Source organism: Pseudonocardia sulfidoxydans NBRC 16205 (assembly GCF_007989085.1).
In the GTDB taxonomy this organism is placed as follows: domain Bacteria; phylum Actinomycetota; class Actinomycetes; order Mycobacteriales; family Pseudonocardiaceae; genus Pseudonocardia; species Pseudonocardia sulfidoxydans.
This window is the reverse complement of the sequence record NZ_BJVJ01000004.1, coordinates 96,519-112,691: the sequence shown is the minus strand read 5'-3', so window position 1 is coordinate 112,691 and position 16,173 is coordinate 96,519. Positions and strand designations below refer to the sequence as shown.

Below are 16,173 nucleotides of genomic sequence, written 5' to 3'. Positions count from 1 at the left end.
TCTCAGATCTCGGTGTAGTGCGCGAACCCGACCACCTCGGCGAGGTGGTCGGCGAAGATCGCCCGGTACCGCGGGAAGTCGGTCGAGTCGCGGAAGGCCTCGTGTGCGGCAACCTCGGTCCACCGCATGCGGAGCACGAACTCGTCGCGGCGCTCGACGCACCGCAGAACGCCGGTCTCGAGGCATCCCTCGGCCTCCGCAACGACCTTCAGCGCCATGGGCAGGGCCTCGGCCATGGCATCACCGTGCCCCTCGCGGGCCCGCATCGTCGCCAGTTCCAGCACGCTCATCGCTGTCGTTCCTCTCGGTTCATCGGCCATGCCAGCCGGATGTCAGCCGCTCGCGCAGCAGGGTGACGGCGGCGTTCCACACGGTGTCGGCCTCACCGCCGTCGAGGTGGTAGGCCCCGCCCGCGGACCCGTCGCCGAGCAGCTCCTTGACCTGCTCGGGTGTGGCGCCCTGCAGCGCGGACGGGGGCACCAGCGGCTTGCCGCCCGCCGGTGTCTCGACGCCGTCGACGCGCGAGGCGGGGAAGTTCTCGACCCACGAGGCGTGCCCCGCCTCGGCCAGCCCGGTGGCCAGTGACCAGATCCGCGGATCGGTGTACCAGCCGTGGAACATCACCTCCGCATCCGGGCGGCCGGCGTTCCACTCCTGACCGAACTGCTGGGCGGGCGCGTTGCCGCCGTGCCCGCTCAGCAGCACGATCCGCCGGAAACCCTGGGTGTACAGGGAGTCGAGCAGGTCGCCGAGCAGCGCGAGGTAGGTCGTCATCCGCAGGCTGACGGTGCCGGGGTAGGCGCTGAACGTCGGAGTGAGCCCGAACGGCAGGACCGGCAGGACCGGCACCCCCTCCGGTGCCGCCGCCTCCACCGCGCCCCGCTCGCACAGGATGGCGTCGGTGCCCAGCGAAAGGTGCGCGTGCTGCTCGGTGGAGCCCAGCGGCACCACGACCCGGTCGTCGTCACGCAGATAGGTCTCGACCTGGGTCCAGGTCATGTCCCACAGCCCGGTCACCGGTCGAGCTCCACACCGTGGACCTGGAGCGACTCGATCCCGCGCAGCACGTTGTTGAGATGGCGCTTCGGCTCGCCGACGTGGAGACGGTGCACTCGGGCGGCGAGGGCGCCGAGCACGGCGTGGGCCTCGAGCCGGGCCAGCGCCTGGCCCGCGCACCCGTGCGTGCCGTAGCCGAAGGTCAGGTGGTCGACGGGCGCCCGGGTCACGTCGAACCGGTCGGGATCCGCGTAGTGCCGCTCGTCGCGGTTCCCCGACCCGTAGAGCAGGAGGACCTGGGAGTCCGCGGGGATCTCCGTCCCCTCGACGTCGACCACCCTGGTGGTGCGGCGGCCGAACACCTGGACCGGTGCGTCGAAGCGGAGCACCTCGTTGAAGGCGCCGGGCAACAGCGCCGGATCCGCGCGGACGAGATCCCACTGGTCGGGGTGCTGCGCGAAGAGGTGCACGGCGTTGGCGATCGCGTTGATCGTGGTGTCCATCCCCGCCGTGGCGTACGCGGCGAGCAGCGGGATGCACGACTCGGGCCGGATCCGCCCGGCCTCGGCCGCTTCGAAGATCGCCCTGCCCATGCTGCCGTCCAGGAGGTCGCCCGCCTTCAGGGTGGCCACCCACTCGAACATCTCCTGGACGACCAGCAGGCCGCCCGCGGTGCGGTCGTTCATCGGCCCGCAGACGTTGAACGTCGCGTCCGCCCAGCGGAGCATGTTCGGCCTGGCGTCGTCGGGCAGCCCGATGAGGTCGAAGACCACCGCGAACGGGAACGCCGCGGCCAGGTCGGTCACGGCGTCGAACTCGCCCCTCGCCACCACCTCCTCGACCAGCGCCTCGGCCCGGGTGGCGATGTCCGCCTGCAGGCTCCGGACGGCGCGGGGCCCGAGCCGGTCGGCGAGGACCGAACGCAGCACGTCGTGCTCGGGCGGGTCGGCGGCCAGGACAGTGCCGACCAGCATCTCGTTGACCGGCTCGTTGAGCGCCACCGCCGACGACGAGAAGGTCTGCCAGTCGCCGAGCGCCCCGCGGACGGCGTCGTAGCGGGTCAGCGCCCACGCGTCGAGCCGGGCGAGGTGGACGGCGCCGCCCAGGTCCCGCAGCGTGCGGTAGGTGGGATAGGGGTCCTCCAGCACAGGGTCGGCGAACAGGTCGACGTCGGAGTGCGGGGTCAGGGTCGGCGTCATCGCCGTGCCTCCATCGGTGGGTCGCTGGGTGTGGCTCGGGTGAGGGCCCGCAGGCGCGAGATCGGGATCCGCCGGTTCACCGCGGCGGCGGTCGCGCCATCGCGGCCATCCGGCCAGGTGAGGAGCAGCCCTTCCGCGGGCGAACCGGCGACCACGGTCGGTCTGCCGCGCACCGGAAGGGGCCCGCAGACCCGAAGGGTGATCCCGAACTGTTCGGTCCAGAAGTACGGGGACGGCACCAGGGGCGCCCCCGCGTCGTCGTCGAGCAGGGTCGCGGCGGCGGTACGCGCCTGGTCGAGGGCACTGGTCCACCACGGTGTCCGCCGATGTCCGTGATCACCGGGGAACGCGGCGACATCTCCGGCCGCCAGGATGCCCGCAGCGACTCGGCACCGGTCGTCGATCCGGAGATCGCCGTCGGTGACCAAACCGGATCCGGCCAGCCATTCGACGTCGGGCCGGCAACCCACCGCCGAGATCACCAGATCACCGTCGAACCGGCGACCGTCGGCCAGCTCGGCGGCGGGGGTCCCGCTCCCCCGCAGCCGCACCCCCGCCGGGTGGTGGGCGAGCGTCACGCCGTGGGCCGTCGCCGCCTCGACCACCAGATCGGACAGGAAGCGCCCCAGCTGGGCCCGCAGCGGCGGTTGCCGGTCGACGACGGTCACCGCGGACCCAGCTGCCGCACAGGTCGAGGCCAGCTCCATTCCGAGGATCCCGGCACCGACGATCACCACCCGCGGCCGATCGACCAGGCGGTCTCGCAGGTCGCGGGCGTCGGCCACGTCGCGGAAGGTCGACTCCTCGGCACCGGGGTCGGCGGCACCGAGATCCGTCATCGTCCGCGCGCGGGCACCGGTGGCGATCACGAGGCGACCGAACGGGAGGCGGTCTCCGTCCGCGAGAAGGACCTCCCTGCGATCGGTGTCGAGCCCGATCGCAGTTGCCCCGATCCGCTGGTCGACCTCGCACGACAGCGCCGGGAGCGTGATGCTCGCCAGGGTGTCCGTGCCGGACAGGAACCCTTTCGACAGGGCGGGCCGGTTGTACGCGGGATGCGGATCGTCCCCGACCAGGGTCAGCTCACCGGTGAACCCGCGGCGCCGCAACTCGTCCACCACGGTGACGCCGGCGATCGAAGCACCGACGACGACGACCCGCTGCCGGACCATCAGTCGGCCCTCAACGCGGCTACCGGACACACCCGCACCGCGGTCTCGGCGGCCGCGCTCGACGGGGCGGGGACGTCCTCGTGGTCGAGGACCAGTTCGCCGTCGTCGTCGAGGTGCATGAGCTCGGGCGCCGAGTCGGCGCAGAGTCCGTAGCCCTCACAGCGGTCCCGGTCGATCGTCAGTCTCACGGCGACTCCTCACAGGCTCGTCTGGGACGCGGGCACGCGCGTGCTCCGCGGTACCGCACGACAGGCCTCGGACCGGTCGAGCGGCGATGCTCGGCGCGGGGCCGGTGGCCGGCCCGCGGATCAGTGCTGTGGCGTCGGTCGGTCGGTTCAGCCCTCGCCGGTGACCGCAGGGTCGGCGAGAAGGAGCTGCCGGAGCAGCATCTGAGTGGTGTAGGCGATGTGGTCGCGCAGGAGCCCGACCCCGCGCTCGACGTCGCGACTCAACGCCGCGTCGACGAGCCGCTGGTGTTCGACCGCAGGGTCGCGATCGTGCTCCTCGAGCAACGGAGCGGCCCAGCGGCGATAGAGCTCGGTCTCCGCCCGCAGACCGGCGGTGATCTCCACGAGCCTGCGGTTGCCGCATCCCGAGACCAGTGCCGCGTGGAAGGCCTCGTGGGCGAGGAACCACGCGTCGCCTCGGCCGCGTGCCGCGATCTCACGCTCCCGCAGGGCGAGCAGGTGATGGGTCGCGACGACCTCGGACTCCCAGGAGTCCCCGCCGTTCACCATGGCCTGCTGGAAGGCGAGCCCCTCGATGTCCACGCGCACCGCCGTGAGATCGGTGAGCTCGTCGGCCGACAGGGCGGCCACCGTGTAACCGAGGTGCGGCTGCAGCGTGACCAGCCGCTCCGAGGTCAGCTTGGTCAACGCCTCGCGAAGGGGGCCGACGCTCGTTTCGTAGGTGGCGCACAGCTCCGGGAACTTCAGGCGCTGACCCGGTCGCAGGCGAGCGGTGAAGATGTCCGCGCGAAGCTGGTCGTACACCCCTTCGGCCCGGGTCACGGAGCCGCCTCGCCTCGCCATGGGCGAAAACGTACCCGACATAAGAAGACACACGCAACTTTCAAAAGTTGGTTCGTCGAGGCTGCAACCGTCGGATCACGCTTGTCGGTCTCTCGGACGCACTTATCGCGACGACGTGGCCCACGCCTTCGAGCCGCACCTCGTCCAGCCGCCCTCGGGCCACCCGGCGCGACGCCCGGCACGCCGGCAGCGTCCACGGTCGACAGCATGAGATGCTCCTCAGTTCGACAGCCTGGGTGTCGAAAAATAGACACCCAGACTGTCGTCTGTCCAGCCCTCTCCCGTAATCTGCGACTGTGTTGAGCCCAGGCGCGGATCTCGCCCTCTCGCTTCTCGGCGGCTTCCGCATCCTCGTCGACGCCGCGATCACCGAACTCGAACACCGTGGGTTCGCCGACGTCCGACCCGTCCACGACTTCGCCATGCGAGCGATCGCCGCAGGTGGGGACAGCGCCTCCGAGCTGGGACGACGCCTGTCGATCTCCAAGCAGTCCGCGGCGCGGACCATCGCGGTGCTCGAGGAGCGCGGCTACGTGGAACGCATCCCGGACCCCGCCGACGCCCGCCGCAAACGACTGCAGGTGACCGCCCTCGGCAACGAGGTCATGCGCACAGGCGAGAAGATCTTCGAGGGCCTCCGCGAGAACTGGGCCCGCACCCTCGGCCAGACGGAGTTCGAACGCTTCGAGCGCGACCTGCGCACACTCGTCGGAGCGCAGCCGGTGCGGTTCGACACGCCGGGATGGATGGCACGGGACCGGGAGCCGGGCTCGCCGGGAAGATCGTCCTGACCGCACGCTGAGCCGAGAGGCGACCAACGCGTTCCGCGACCGTCACCGTCGCGCGGCCGGTACGACGCGTTTCCCGCGAGAGCCGCCACGACACCACACCGGGCGCACAGACGACCGGTCCCGCCCCGTCGAGCAGCTGCGCGCACAGCGGGCCGACCCAGCGCGCGCCGAAGGACACGAGCAGCCGCGGGCCGCACCGGCGGCCACCCGAGCAGCGTGGCACGCTCGTCGAACTCCCCGTGGGACGGCGTGGCGAGGGTCGCGGTGAGCCGTGACCAAGGGACGCTCGATACCCGTACTAGCCTATTTGGGATCCAATCAACGCAAGTGCTGGGTCGAGCGGGAGACAATCGTGGACGTCGGAGCCGGCGTCACCAGGGCGGCCGATATCCGCCGGGACGTAGACTGGATCCATGAAGCCCGAGGTGACAGCCACCGCCAGCGCCTCCGCTCAGGCCTCGACACCGCGCCGCGCGAACGACCGCGACCTCGTCGACTCCCTGGTCACGGTACTCCAGGAGCGGATCAACGCCGGCGAGATCCCCGCCGGGTCGTGGCTGCGGCAGGAGGCCGTGGCGAAGGAGCTCGGCGTCAGCCGGATGCCCGTCCGGGAGGCGCTGCGCCAGCTCCAGGCGCGGGGCACGGTCGAGCTGATCGCGAACCGTGGCGCCCGGGTCCGGCTGCCCTCGACCCGAGACATCATCGAGGTCTACGAGCTCCACCGGATCCTTCAGGGGCATGCCGGCGCGGCGGCCGCGGAGCTGATCACCACGGAGCAGCTCGAGCGGCTGGCGGCGGCCGAGGCGATGTTCCGGGTGGCCGTCGAGGACCTGCGGACGGCCGACGGCGACACCTCGACGGCCCAGCGCCGCTGGCACGAGGCGAATACCGAGTTCCACCTGGTGATCATCGAGGCGGGCGGCAACAAGCACCTCGCGGAGGTTCTGGAGAACCTGCACCACAAGGTGCCTCGCAACCTCACCTGGATCGCCCTGGGCAACGACGTCCGCCGGCTCGAGAAGGACGCGGCGGAGCACGCCGGGATCCTCGACGCCATCAGCCGCGGGGACGCGAACGCGGCCCGCACCCGGCTGACCGAGCACGTCAAGCGTGCCAGCGACCTGCTCGTCCGCACGGTGGACGAGATCGCGCAGGACAGTTCCACGCGGCGGAGTTGATCGCTTGAGCGGTTCGCGCATCTCGGCGAGGGGGCCGAGCGCGGCCCACCGGTGCTGCGCGACGGCGACCGCACCGAACGGTTCGCTCGTGGTGCCGTAGGTGTGCTTGTGGCGGCGCGCTTGTCATTCGTGTCCCACACCGCCGCGGACCGGATGACGCTCGCGGGGGTACTCCGGCGCCACCTCGTCGGGTACCCGATCCGCCCGACGACGCAGAGCTCGATCCACCTCGGCGGCCCGTCGCCGGAGGACCCGCCGGTGATCCGGCCGCGGTACGTCGAGACCGGCGAGGACCAGGCCGCCACTGCGCGGATCCTCGGCTGGGGACGCGAGATGGTCACCCGGAACCCGCTCGCGGAGCTGGTCGAGAGCGGGGACCAGCCGGGACTGTCGATCTCGACGGCCGAGCAGGTCGTCAGGCCGGCGCAGGACAGCCCGCTCGGCGTCCACCACGCGATCGGGTCGGCGGCCATGGGCCCGGACCCCGACGACGTCGTCGACGACCGTCTCCGGGTCCGGGGCGTCGAGGGTCTCCGGATCGTCGACGCCCCGGTGTTCGCCGACCAGCCTGCCGGCAACACCACGGCGCCCACGATGGCGCCGGCCTGGCGCGCCGCGGACCTGATCCGCCAGGAGTCCTAGCCGGACGTGATCACCGTTCCGGACCAAGGCGCCGAGAGATCCGGGACGGTGATCAAGGGGTGGGCTCGCTAGTCGGCGCCGAGCAGCACGACATCGCCGATCTGTGCCACGATCGCGGTCTCGGCGTCGGCGACCTGGTTGGCCGCGCTGGTTCCGCGCAGCTGCCGCACCGCCTGCACCACCCGTTGGATGCGCTGCGACTCACCGGTGTGCGAATGCGACATCGTGCCGCCGTCCGTCACCACGGGATACCTGCCGCCCACCTCGATCGCCCCGCCGGCGACGAAGTCCGCTCCCTCGCCGACGCCGCAGTACCGGAGCGCCTCGAAGTACCGGATGATCTCCCACGAGAAGTTGTCGTAGAGCTCGTAGACGTCGATGTCCGCGCGGTCGAGGCCCGCCCGGGCGAATGCCGCGTCGGCGGCCTTGCGCCCCCACATCGCCGTCCGGTCGTAGGTGGGCGGGTGGGTGTAGGTCGGCCCCCAGCTGTCCCAGGCGCCGCCGAGCACGCGGACGTTCCGGTTCGGCAGGTCGCGGGCGCGTTCCGCACTGGTGAGGACGAGTGCCGAACCGCCTTCGCCGGTCGTGCAGCAGTCGAGCAGGTGGTAGGGGTCCGCGATCATCCGGGACGCCAGGATGTCCTCGGTCGTGAAGGGCCCGCGGCCGTGGTAGACCGCCTCCGGGTTGCGATGGCCGTTGTTGCGGATCACGCTCGCGACGTAGGAGATCTGTTCCTGGGTCACCGAGAACCGGTGCATGTACTCGCGGGCGGACAGCGCGAACTCCGCCGGCGTCATCAGTCCCCAGCACTCGACGAACTCATTCTCGGGCCGGGTCCACGGGGCGACCGAGTCCTTGTCCGTGTGCACCTGCGCCTGACCGCTCGCGATCACCACCGTCGTGCACATCCCGGACTCGATGGCGAGTGCGGCCTCGGCCACCGACGCCGGTCCCGGAGCAGCGGTGCCGATCCAGAAGGTCGGGATGCCCAGCGCGTAGCCGAACGCGTTCGACCCGTGCCGGTAGTCCGGCCCGGGCAGCACGTTGAGGCCGTCGACGTCGCCCAGGCCGAGTCCGGCGTCGGCCAGTGCGCCCTGGATCGCCGCGAGCGTGATGGTGTAGGAGGTCTCGCCGGGGAGGACCCGGGCCTGCTTCGTGTTGAACGCGCCGACGATCGTCGCGGTGCCCGGGGAGATCATGCGGACACCACCGTAAAGCAGGGCAGCGTCACGTCGGGAGCCACGTCGCGGAACACGACCTGCACCTTGGCGCCGACCCGGATCTCGCCGGGTTCGGCGTCGACGAGGTTCGTCAGCATCTCGTAGCCCTCCGTCAGAGCGACGACCGCGACCACGTACGGCACCTCGAAGGCCGGTGTCTGCGGGCGCCAGATGGTCGTGTACGTGACGAGCTCGCCCTCGCCGGACGACTCGACCCATTCCAGGTCGGGGCTCTGACAGGATCGGCAGAAGTCCTGAGGGGCGAAGACGTGTCCCGAACAGGAACAGCATCGCTGGACGAGTAGCACCCCGCGGCGACATCCCTCCCAGAATGGTCGGGTAAGTGCCGATACCTGTGGTACGGGCCTGGTCAGGCCGCCCGCCGATTCCATTGTTCTGTCCTCACCAGCGTCGATTTCAGGAAGTGACGGGTCCATACCGGACACCGTTGTTCGCTTCTTTCGGGCCTACGTACCGCCCGGCCCACTGATCATGATCGGACGCCCCAGCGCGCCGATCCCGAGTTTGTGCCGGAGGTCGTCGGTCTTCCATGCCATGACGACGCCGCCGATCAGGTCCCGGAAGATGCGTTCCAACGTGCGGGACTTCACGTATCCGTGCGCGCCACAGGTCTTCATCGCGCCCATGGCGACCTCCTCGGCCATGCGGCGGAGGTGGTACAGCGTCCTGACCTGGTCGCGGCCCATCAGCGCATCGTCCTGGTAGTCGTCGAGCCGCTCGACCATGTCCCGCAACAGCGCCCGGCCCGTGCCCAGCCAGTGGTCCATGTTGCCGATCGCAGCCTGCGCCCAGGGTTCGTCCGCGCGGTAGGACGGCTCGACGGAGTCCAGCGAGCTGCTGGCCATGTACCCGTACCGGCGCCGGGCGTGGTCGATCGTGAAGTCGAACGCCGCCCGCGACAGGCCGACCCAGATCGCCCCGATCCCGAAGGTGTTGTAGACGGTGTCGATCGGCCGCCGGAACTGGAAGGTCCGCATCCGGCCGACGAGGCAGTCGTCCTTGGCGATCACCAGGCCCCGGCACTCGATGTCGCTGCTTCCCGTGGCGCGCATGCCCATCGCGTCCCAGTTGCGGTGGTCGAGCAGCCCGGGTTCGCCCATCCGGCCCACGGTCAGGACGTACGTCGGGTCCTCCGGGTCGCTGCCGTCGAGGACGCCGCCGAGCATCGCGTACCCTGCCGCCTCGCTCATCGAGGCGTAGCCGCTGCGGCCGTTGAACACGTACGCGTCTCCCTCGTCACGGCAGACCACACCGGACCTGCGGGAGTCGAGCGCGTCGGACGAGATCGAGAAGCCCCCGCAGATCGTGGCCTCGTGGCGCGCGATCGCGGCGCACGCCTCGTCCCGCCGCGGGAAGGACGGCATCTGCGCCAGGCCGCGCGCGCCGCCCCAGTGCATGTTGATCGCCAGGGCCGTCGAGGCGTCCCGGTAGGACAGCTCCTCCATGACCCGCACGGCGGCGGAGAGCGAGGCACCCGCGGACCCGAAGACGGGATCGATCGGCATGCCCGTCACCCCGAGCTCCTGCATCAGCCGCAGGTTCTCGCGCGCCAGCACACCGTCGCGGTCGGCCACCCGCGCCCGCTCCGCGAAGTCGTCCGCCGCGACACACTCGCGCACCCGCTCGACGATCGCGTCCTCGAGTCCCTGCAGCTCCGCCGCCGGCCGGCCGCGCACGCCCGCGGCCGGCGTGTCGTCGAGGTCGGTCACGTCAGGCCCGCCAGCTCGCGGACCATCTCCAGCGAGCGGAGCGTCTCCTCCGGCGTGGGCGCCGGGGCCAGGATGTTCTCCGTCTGGCGCACCATCCAGTCCTCCATCGGCAGCGGTTTGCCGTCGTGGTTGTGCAGCATCACGACCAGCCGGTTCGCGCCGGCGTCCGCGAAGGCACGCTGCACCTGCGGGCTCGGGTCGTGCACGCTGACCGAGATCTCGATCTCCGCCGGATCGCGCCCGATCCTCTCGCACTCGGCCGTGACCGCCGCGCGCGCCGCAGCGACCTCCTCCGGCGTGACCACCGTCAGGTAGATCCCGTCGGCGACGGTGGCGACCCGCCTGGCCGCCACGGGCGTGGGCCGTGCACCCAGCACGATCGGTGGGTGCGGACGCTGCACGGGCATCGGGTCGAGAACGACCTCCGGGAACGTCACGAGCTCGCCCGCGAAGCCGCCGCGGCCGTCGGCCCACAGCACCTTCATCGCCTCGAGGGACTCGATCGTGAGCTTCCACGGCGTGGCGTGGTGCGGCGTGAACACCTCGGTGAGCTCGGGGACGTACCCGGTGCCCGCGCCGAAGATCACCCGGCCACCGGAGAAGAGGTCCAGGCTGCTGACGAGCTTCGCCAGCATCAGCGGGTGCCGCTCCGGCACGAGGCACACACCGGTCACGAGCCGCAGGTCGGTCGTCGCGGTCGCCATCACGCTCAGCGAGACGAACGGATCGACCATCTGCCCGTAGATGTCCGGGAACTTCCCGCCCGGCAACGGCAGCGGGCTCGCGGGCGTCACGGGGATCGCGGCGTGGTCCGGCGCCCAGTAGGAGTCGAACCCCGCGTCCTCGATCGCCCGGCCCAGCGTCGCCGGGTCGATGCTGGTGGCCGTGACGTAGCTCTGGATCCCGATCTTCATCTCTGTCCTCCGTTCGCGAGGGGAACCGGCGCGGCGGCGATGTCCTCGCCGAGGTAGCCGGCCTCGAGCTTCTCGGCGTCGCGGCGCAGCTCGGCCGCCGAGCCCTCGGCGACGACCCGGCCGTGGGCCAGGACGTAGCCCCGGTCGGCGACCGTCAGCGCGGCGAGCACGTGCTGCTCGACGAGCAGGACGCCCATCGCGTGCTCCTCGGCGATGCGCCGGACCATCGGCAGCAGCTTCTCCACGATGATCGGCGCGAGGCCCAGGCACATCTCGTCGAGCAGCATCACCGTCGGACTGGCGATGAGCGCGCCGGCCAGCGCGACCCTCTGCTGTTCTCCCCCGGACAGCAGCCCGGTGCGGCGGTCCGCCAGGGCGGGCAGCGCGGGGAACTGCTCGAACACCTCCGCCATCGTGACCGTCGACCTCCGGTGCCGGCGCAGGCGGAGGTTCTCGGCCACGGTGAGCTTGTAGAACAGGCCACGGCCCTCGGGCACCATGCTCAGCCCCCGGCGGGCGATCGCGTAGGGCCGCGCCTTCGTCACCGGGCTGCCCAGCACCTGCAGGTCGCCACCGAGCTGCGGGAGCGCGCCGGCGATGGTGAGCAGGGTCGTGGTCTTCCCGGCGCCGTTCGCGCCGAGCAGGCACACGACCTCGCCGGCGCCCACGGTCAGGTCCAGTCCCCGCACGACCGGCAGCGTGCCGTAGCCGCAGTGCAGGTCCCGCGCCTCGATCACGGTGGTCATCTCACGCTCCCCCGATCGTGGTCGGCTCCTGGGCCAGGGCGTCCGCCCCGACCGCCTCGAGGTGTTCGCCGCCCAGGTAGGCGGCGAGCACCTGCGGGTTCCGCCTGATCTCCTCCGGCGTGCCGACCGCGATCGGCCTGCCGAACTCGATCACGTACACCCGGTCGCACACGCCGAACACCAGGTGCATGTCGTGGTCCACGAGCAGGCACCCCACGCCCGTGGCCGCGATCTGGTGCAGGTCGTTGCCGAACTCGATGCTCTCGGGCGTGTCCAGGCCCGCGGCGGGCTCGTCGAGCAGCAGGACCTGGGGTTCCAGCGCGAGCGCGCGGGCCACGCCCAGCACCTTCTGCCGACCCAGCGGGAGCTCCTCCGGGCGGCCGTCGCCCGAGGCGGTCAGCGAGAGCAGCGTCATCGCGTCGCCGACCGTCCCGGAGGGCGTCCGGGACGGGCGGAACAGGTCACGGGCGAAGGCGAACGACCGGTCCCTGACATCGTCGGCGACGCGGACGTTCCCGAGCACCGAGAGATCGTCGAACAGCTCCATGGACTGCCAGGTGCGGACCAGCCCCAGCCGGGCTCGGCGGTAGGCCGGCAGCGCGCTGACGTCCCGGCCCCCGAGCTCCACCGTGCCCGTGGCCGGGGTGAATCCCGAGATCGCGTCGATGAAGCTGGTCTTGCCGGCGCCGTTCGGGCCGATCAGTCCGACGATCTCGCCGGCCCGGACCTCGATGTCGACGCCGTCCACGGCCGTGACCCCGCCATAGGTCACACGGATGTCGGACGCGCGCAGGCAGACCTCGCCGATCGTCCGGGAGGTGGGCCGGCGCAGGACCGGATCCGTCCGCGCAGGCTCGGCGTCCGGTGTCTCGTCGGGGCCCGCCTTGCGGCGCAGCCGCGCCCGGAGCTTGTCGTACTCGACCCGCATCCCACCGGCGACGCCGAGCGGGTTGAACAGGACCGCCAGGATCAGGCCGGCCCCGGTGATCACCGAGTAGTACGGCCCGAGGTCCAGGTTCCGGTCCAGGATGACGAACACGATGCCCACCGCGCCCATCGCCCCCGCGACGAACGCGCCGCTCGCGCTCGCGATGCCGCCGATGTAGGCGATCGCCAGGATCGACAGTCCCACGAGCACGCCGAAGGACTCCACGGAGAGCACGCCCCGGCTGTAGCCGATGAGCGAGCCGCCCAGTCCGGCCAGGAACGACGCCAGCGCGAACGCCGTCAGCTTCACCCCGGAGACGTTGATGCCGACCGATGCCGCCGCACGCTCGTTGGAGCGGACAGCCAGCATCCTGCGGCCCGTCCCGCTGCGCATCACGTTGCAGACCAGGACGAACGCGATCGCGACGACGACCAGCACCAGCAGGCCGAACGGCACCCGGGCGATGGTGGTGCCCTCCCGCACTCCCAGGTCCAGCCCGAACAGCTCCGGATCCGGGATCGAGTTCTCGGTCGACACGAACAGGCGGTTGCCCAGGACGAACTGCTGGACGACGACGGCGGCGGCGAGCGTGACCACGGCCAGCTGCGCGCCCCGGATCCGCAGTGCGGGAAGCCCGATCAGCACGCCGATCACGGTCGCAACCAGCGCACCGATGATCATCGGCAGCGGGAACGGGAGGGCGGTGCCGAGCTTGGACACCACCAGCCCTGCCGCGCCGGCCAGCCCCGCCTGGGCGAGCGAGATCTGCCCGACCATCCCCGTGAGCACGACGAGCGACAGGGCGATCAGCGAGAGCGCCAGGCTGTTGATCACGCCGAACCGGTAGCTGCCGTCCGTCAGGGTCACGAGCGCGACCCCGCCGAGCACGAGGGCCGCGATCACCACCGGGCGGTTCCTCGGCAGCCGGACCGCCGGCAGCTTCAGCTGCTCATCGTCCCCGCGCACGGGGATCGACCGGCCGACGACGAACAGCACGACCACGATCACGAGGAACGGCACCGCGTCGGTCAGCCCCTGCTTGGCCCAGTCCGGCCACCAGGTCTTCGTCTGGGAGAGGAACTGCAGCTCGGCCACCAGGACGCCCATGCCGAGGCCGCCCGCGAGCGCCGCCCACAGCGAGCTCATCCGGCCGATCAGCGCCGCGGCCAGGGCGGGCACCACGAGCAGGGTCATGTTGCCCGGGGTCAGCACGCCGATCGCCGGCCCGGCCAGCATCATCGTGAGCGCCACGAAGACCGACGACACGACCCACGTGACGATGCCGAGCACGTTCGGGGACAGCCGGGCGAACTCCGCCGCCCGCTGGTTCTCGGCCGCGGCCTGGACCGCCAGCCCGACCCGCGACCGGCGGAGCCAGATCGCGAGCCCCGCCCCGGCGAGGATGACGATGCCGGCGAACCAGAGCCGGTCGGTCGGCACCTGGATTCCGCCGACGGACACGGAGCCGGTGGGCAGCACCGCCGTCATCGACCGTGCGTCGCTCCCGAACTTGAGGGCGACCGCGGCCTGGATCGTCAGCATGACGCCGACGGCCGCCACCACCTTCGCCAGGACCGGCGCCCGGCGGAGCGGGCGCGAGATCAGCAGCTCGACCAGGAGACCCAGCACGGCGGCGACCACGATGCCCAGCAGGACGGCCAGCCACACCGGCTGCTCCCCGACCTCGACGGAGGGCACGCCCGGGAGGGGAAGGCTGAACACGCCGTTGCGCAGGTCGTCGAAGACGTACAGCGGGACGGTCGCCATGGCGCCCGCGGCAAAGTTGATCACCCCTGAGCCCTGGTACGTCAGCGTGATGCTCAGTGCGATCGACGCGTACACCGCGCCGAGACTCAGCCCGAGGAAGAGGAACAGCAGATAGGGGGTCATGTTTCCTCGCTCCGTCAGTTGACGGGCTTGACCGCCGAGACGTTGATCGGGGAGTTCGCCAGCGGCGTGAGCTTCTTGCCCTCTCCCACCTCGGCGTAGTTGAACCCGCTGGTGCAGGACGTCGTGGCGGGCCAGCTGGGCGCCGTGCAGTCGTAGGTCCCGTCGCGGAAGAACGTCGAGCCCTTCGTGCTGCCGATGTTCTTCAGGACGCTCTCGGGGGTCAGCGGAGCACCGGTCCGGTCAGCGACCTGGCGCAGCATGTCCGCTGCCTGCACGGCATCGAAGAAGCCGGCCTGGGCGAAGGTGTACGTCGCGGGATCGGGCGTGATGTGCCGCTCGAACGCGGCCAGGTCCGCCTTCACCTTGGGGCTCAGCGCCGAGTCCGCGTAGAGGTTGTTGAAGAAGGGATTGACGAAGATGACCTTCTCGAGGTCCTGGGCCGAGAGCTTCGGGATGATCGACGTCGACGTCGACGCGTCGAGCACGCCGGTGAACCCGGTGCCCCGGAAGGCCGGGACGGCGGCCAGCGCGTCCGCGTCGCCGACGTAGAGGGTCACGCCGTCCGGCTGCGTCGCGACGACCGACGAGGCGAAGCTCGCCCAGTCCGGTCCGCTCGCCGGGTAGTAGAAGGCCCGGATGCCGAGGCCCAGCGTCTGCGCGGCGGGCGCGACGACCGTGTCGAAGTACTCGTGCATCGGCGGGAGATCGGGCAGCACCGTGGCCAGCGACTTCACCCCGAGACCCTGCTGCGCGACGACGGCGGCGGAGTAGGCCTCCTGGGTCGACGGCGAGGCGAAGAAGGCCTGGCCGACCGCGTCGTTCATCCCGGGTGTGATGGCCTGATACCCGAACTCGGCGACGCCCGCGGCCTCGAGCACCGGCAGGATGCCGTCGGCACCGTAGTCGAAGCCGAGGATCGAGAGCACGACGTTGCTCTGCACGAACTGGTTGCCACAGTTGACGGCGCCGTCCGGTGTGCCGTCGGAGGCACACAAGGTCGACGTCAGCGGGCTCCCGTTGACACCGCCGAGCTCCTCGTTCACGTACCTGACGCCGGCATCGAATCCGTCCGCGAAGGCGGGGAACGCGAAGGTGCCGGTCATCGTGTTCTCGAACCCGACCAGAACCGGCGGTTTCGACGGATCGGCGGCGACGGCGGTCGCCGGCCGAGCCGATTCGGAACCCACCGGACCGCTCGATCCGGAGGAGGCGTCGGAGCCTGTGCCGCATCCGGCGGCGACCACGGCCAACGTCACCACGGCGATGCACTTCAACTTCATTCTCATGACCTGACACATCCGTTTCTCGCTGAGCGACGAATTCGCTCGCGATCGAAGTGAGGTGCTCTGCGCAGCGGCCGACCTGGGCACTTCCTGACGGTGGGGAGGACCCTAATTGCGGGATACTACATCGTCAATACTGGATCCTATATTGCTCAGAATGTACTAGTCAGCCGGAGCAGTTGCCGCGGGAAATACTCACGATGATGATCTGACCTGCATGGATGCACCGGGCGCGATGGACCCAGGACCAGTGCCGACGACCCGCGCCGCTGCATGGGCCCAGGTTGTTCCTCGAGCCAAGATCGGACAGCCGGTAGACCGGTCGTCGATCACGAAGGAGGGCGTTCTCGACATTCCCGCGTCGGGGTCCTCGACAATGCGTTCCCGAACCAATTCTGATGGAAATGTTGCTCATCCTCGGCCGACCCGGGTAGCGCTCGGACACCTCGTCCT

General features: G+C 70.9%; 17 protein-coding genes. 4 read left to right on the top strand and 13 right to left on the bottom strand.

The features are described 5' to 3' along the window. Window positions 1-2: 2 nt before the first annotated feature. The 6 genes from PSU4_RS03620 to PSU4_RS03595 all read right to left on the bottom strand — a co-directional run bounded on the left by PSU4_RS03620 (window position 3) and on the right by PSU4_RS03595 (window position 4,398). The gene (locus PSU4_RS03620) at window positions 3-290 is read right to left on the bottom strand and encodes a putative quinol monooxygenase (RefSeq protein WP_186816721.1); all 288 of its coding nucleotides are present in this window, start codon (window positions 288-290) and stop codon (window positions 3-5) included. A 19-nt stretch (window positions 291-309) separates the two neighbouring features. Then, entirely contained in the window at window positions 310-1,017 is a 708-nt protein-coding gene (locus PSU4_RS03615; protein ID WP_147102505.1) for a creatininase family protein, read from the bottom strand. Next, window positions 1,014-2,195, bottom strand: coding sequence for a cytochrome P450 (locus PSU4_RS03610; protein ID WP_147102504.1), 1,182 nt, complete (start codon window positions 2,193-2,195; stop codon window positions 1,014-1,016). Before PSU4_RS03610 ends, PSU4_RS03615 begins: the two co-directional genes overlap by 4 nt. Beyond that, window positions 2,192-3,367: an NAD(P)/FAD-dependent oxidoreductase gene (locus PSU4_RS03605; RefSeq protein WP_147102503.1), complete on the bottom strand. Its 1,176-nt coding sequence runs from the start codon at window positions 3,365-3,367 to the stop codon at window positions 2,192-2,194. The genes PSU4_RS03610 and PSU4_RS03605 overlap by 4 nt, the downstream gene beginning before the upstream one ends. Beyond that, on the bottom strand, window positions 3,367-3,555 hold the full coding sequence (locus PSU4_RS03600; RefSeq protein ID WP_147102502.1) for a ferredoxin: 189 nt from the start codon (window positions 3,553-3,555) through the stop codon (window positions 3,367-3,369). The genes PSU4_RS03605 and PSU4_RS03600 overlap by 1 nt, the downstream gene beginning before the upstream one ends. 147 nt (window positions 3,556-3,702) lie before the next feature. Beyond that, complete coding sequence (locus PSU4_RS03595; protein WP_147102501.1) at window positions 3,703-4,398, bottom strand: GntR family transcriptional regulator; 696 nt, start codon at window positions 4,396-4,398, stop codon at window positions 3,703-3,705. A 296-nt stretch (window positions 4,399-4,694) separates the two neighbouring features. Here PSU4_RS03595 and PSU4_RS03590 point away from each other — a divergent pair, with 296 nt between their 5' ends. The 3 genes from PSU4_RS03590 to PSU4_RS03575 all read left to right on the top strand — a co-directional run bounded on the left by PSU4_RS03590 (window position 4,695) and on the right by PSU4_RS03575 (window position 7,009). Continuing rightward, complete coding sequence (locus PSU4_RS03590) at window positions 4,695-5,189, top strand: MarR family winged helix-turn-helix transcriptional regulator (protein WP_147102500.1); 495 nt, start codon at window positions 4,695-4,697, stop codon at window positions 5,187-5,189. A gap of 413 nt (window positions 5,190-5,602) precedes the next feature. Next, window positions 5,603-6,367, top strand: a complete 765-nt coding sequence (locus tag PSU4_RS03585; RefSeq protein ID WP_147102499.1) for a GntR family transcriptional regulator — start codon at window positions 5,603-5,605, stop codon at window positions 6,365-6,367. 129 nt (window positions 6,368-6,496) lie between these two features. Beyond that, window positions 6,497-7,009 carry a GMC oxidoreductase gene (locus PSU4_RS03575; RefSeq protein WP_246114920.1) on the top strand — a complete coding sequence of 171 codons (513 nt, stop codon included), beginning with the start codon at window positions 6,497-6,499 and terminating at the stop codon, window positions 7,007-7,009. Between the two features lie 68 nt (window positions 7,010-7,077). Here the strand turns inward: PSU4_RS03575 and PSU4_RS03570 are convergent, their stop codons facing one another. The 7 genes from PSU4_RS03570 to PSU4_RS03540 all read right to left on the bottom strand — a co-directional run bounded on the left by PSU4_RS03570 (window position 7,078) and on the right by PSU4_RS03540 (window position 15,540). Beyond that, window positions 7,078-8,208: a thiolase family protein gene (locus tag PSU4_RS03570; protein ID WP_147102498.1), complete on the bottom strand. Its 1,131-nt coding sequence runs from the start codon at window positions 8,206-8,208 to the stop codon at window positions 7,078-7,080. Then, entirely contained in the window at window positions 8,205-8,621 is a 417-nt protein-coding gene (locus PSU4_RS03565; RefSeq protein WP_147102570.1) for a Zn-ribbon domain-containing OB-fold protein, read from the bottom strand. The genes PSU4_RS03570 and PSU4_RS03565 overlap by 4 nt, the downstream gene beginning before the upstream one ends. Window positions 8,622-8,696: 75 nt before the next feature. Beyond that, the gene (locus PSU4_RS03560) at window positions 8,697-9,959 is read right to left on the bottom strand and encodes an acyl-CoA dehydrogenase family protein (protein ID WP_147102497.1); all 1,263 of its coding nucleotides are present in this window, start codon (window positions 9,957-9,959) and stop codon (window positions 8,697-8,699) included. Further along, complete coding sequence (locus PSU4_RS03555; RefSeq protein ID WP_147102496.1) at window positions 9,956-10,873, bottom strand: TIGR03619 family F420-dependent LLM class oxidoreductase; 918 nt, start codon at window positions 10,871-10,873, stop codon at window positions 9,956-9,958. The genes PSU4_RS03560 and PSU4_RS03555 overlap by 4 nt, the downstream gene beginning before the upstream one ends. Continuing rightward, window positions 10,870-11,619: an ABC transporter ATP-binding protein gene (locus PSU4_RS03550; RefSeq protein ID WP_147102495.1), complete on the bottom strand. Its 750-nt coding sequence runs from the start codon at window positions 11,617-11,619 to the stop codon at window positions 10,870-10,872. Before PSU4_RS03550 ends, PSU4_RS03555 begins: the two co-directional genes overlap by 4 nt. A 1-nt stretch (window position 11,620) precedes the next feature. Continuing rightward, window positions 11,621-14,437, bottom strand: a complete 2,817-nt coding sequence (locus tag PSU4_RS03545; protein ID WP_147102494.1) for an ABC transporter permease subunit — start codon at window positions 14,435-14,437, stop codon at window positions 11,621-11,623. Between the two features lie 14 nt (window positions 14,438-14,451). Next, window positions 14,452-15,540: an ABC transporter substrate-binding protein gene (locus PSU4_RS03540; protein WP_186816720.1), complete on the bottom strand. Its 1,089-nt coding sequence runs from the start codon at window positions 15,538-15,540 to the stop codon at window positions 14,452-14,454. A gap of 1 nt (window position 15,541) precedes the next feature. On the opposite strand from PSU4_RS03540, the gene PSU4_RS31115 reads away from it, so the two are divergent. Beyond that, window positions 15,542-15,730: a hypothetical protein gene (locus PSU4_RS31115; RefSeq protein WP_186816719.1), complete on the top strand. Its 189-nt coding sequence runs from the start codon at window positions 15,542-15,544 to the stop codon at window positions 15,728-15,730. The last annotated feature ends 443 nt before the right edge of the window (window positions 15,731-16,173 follow it).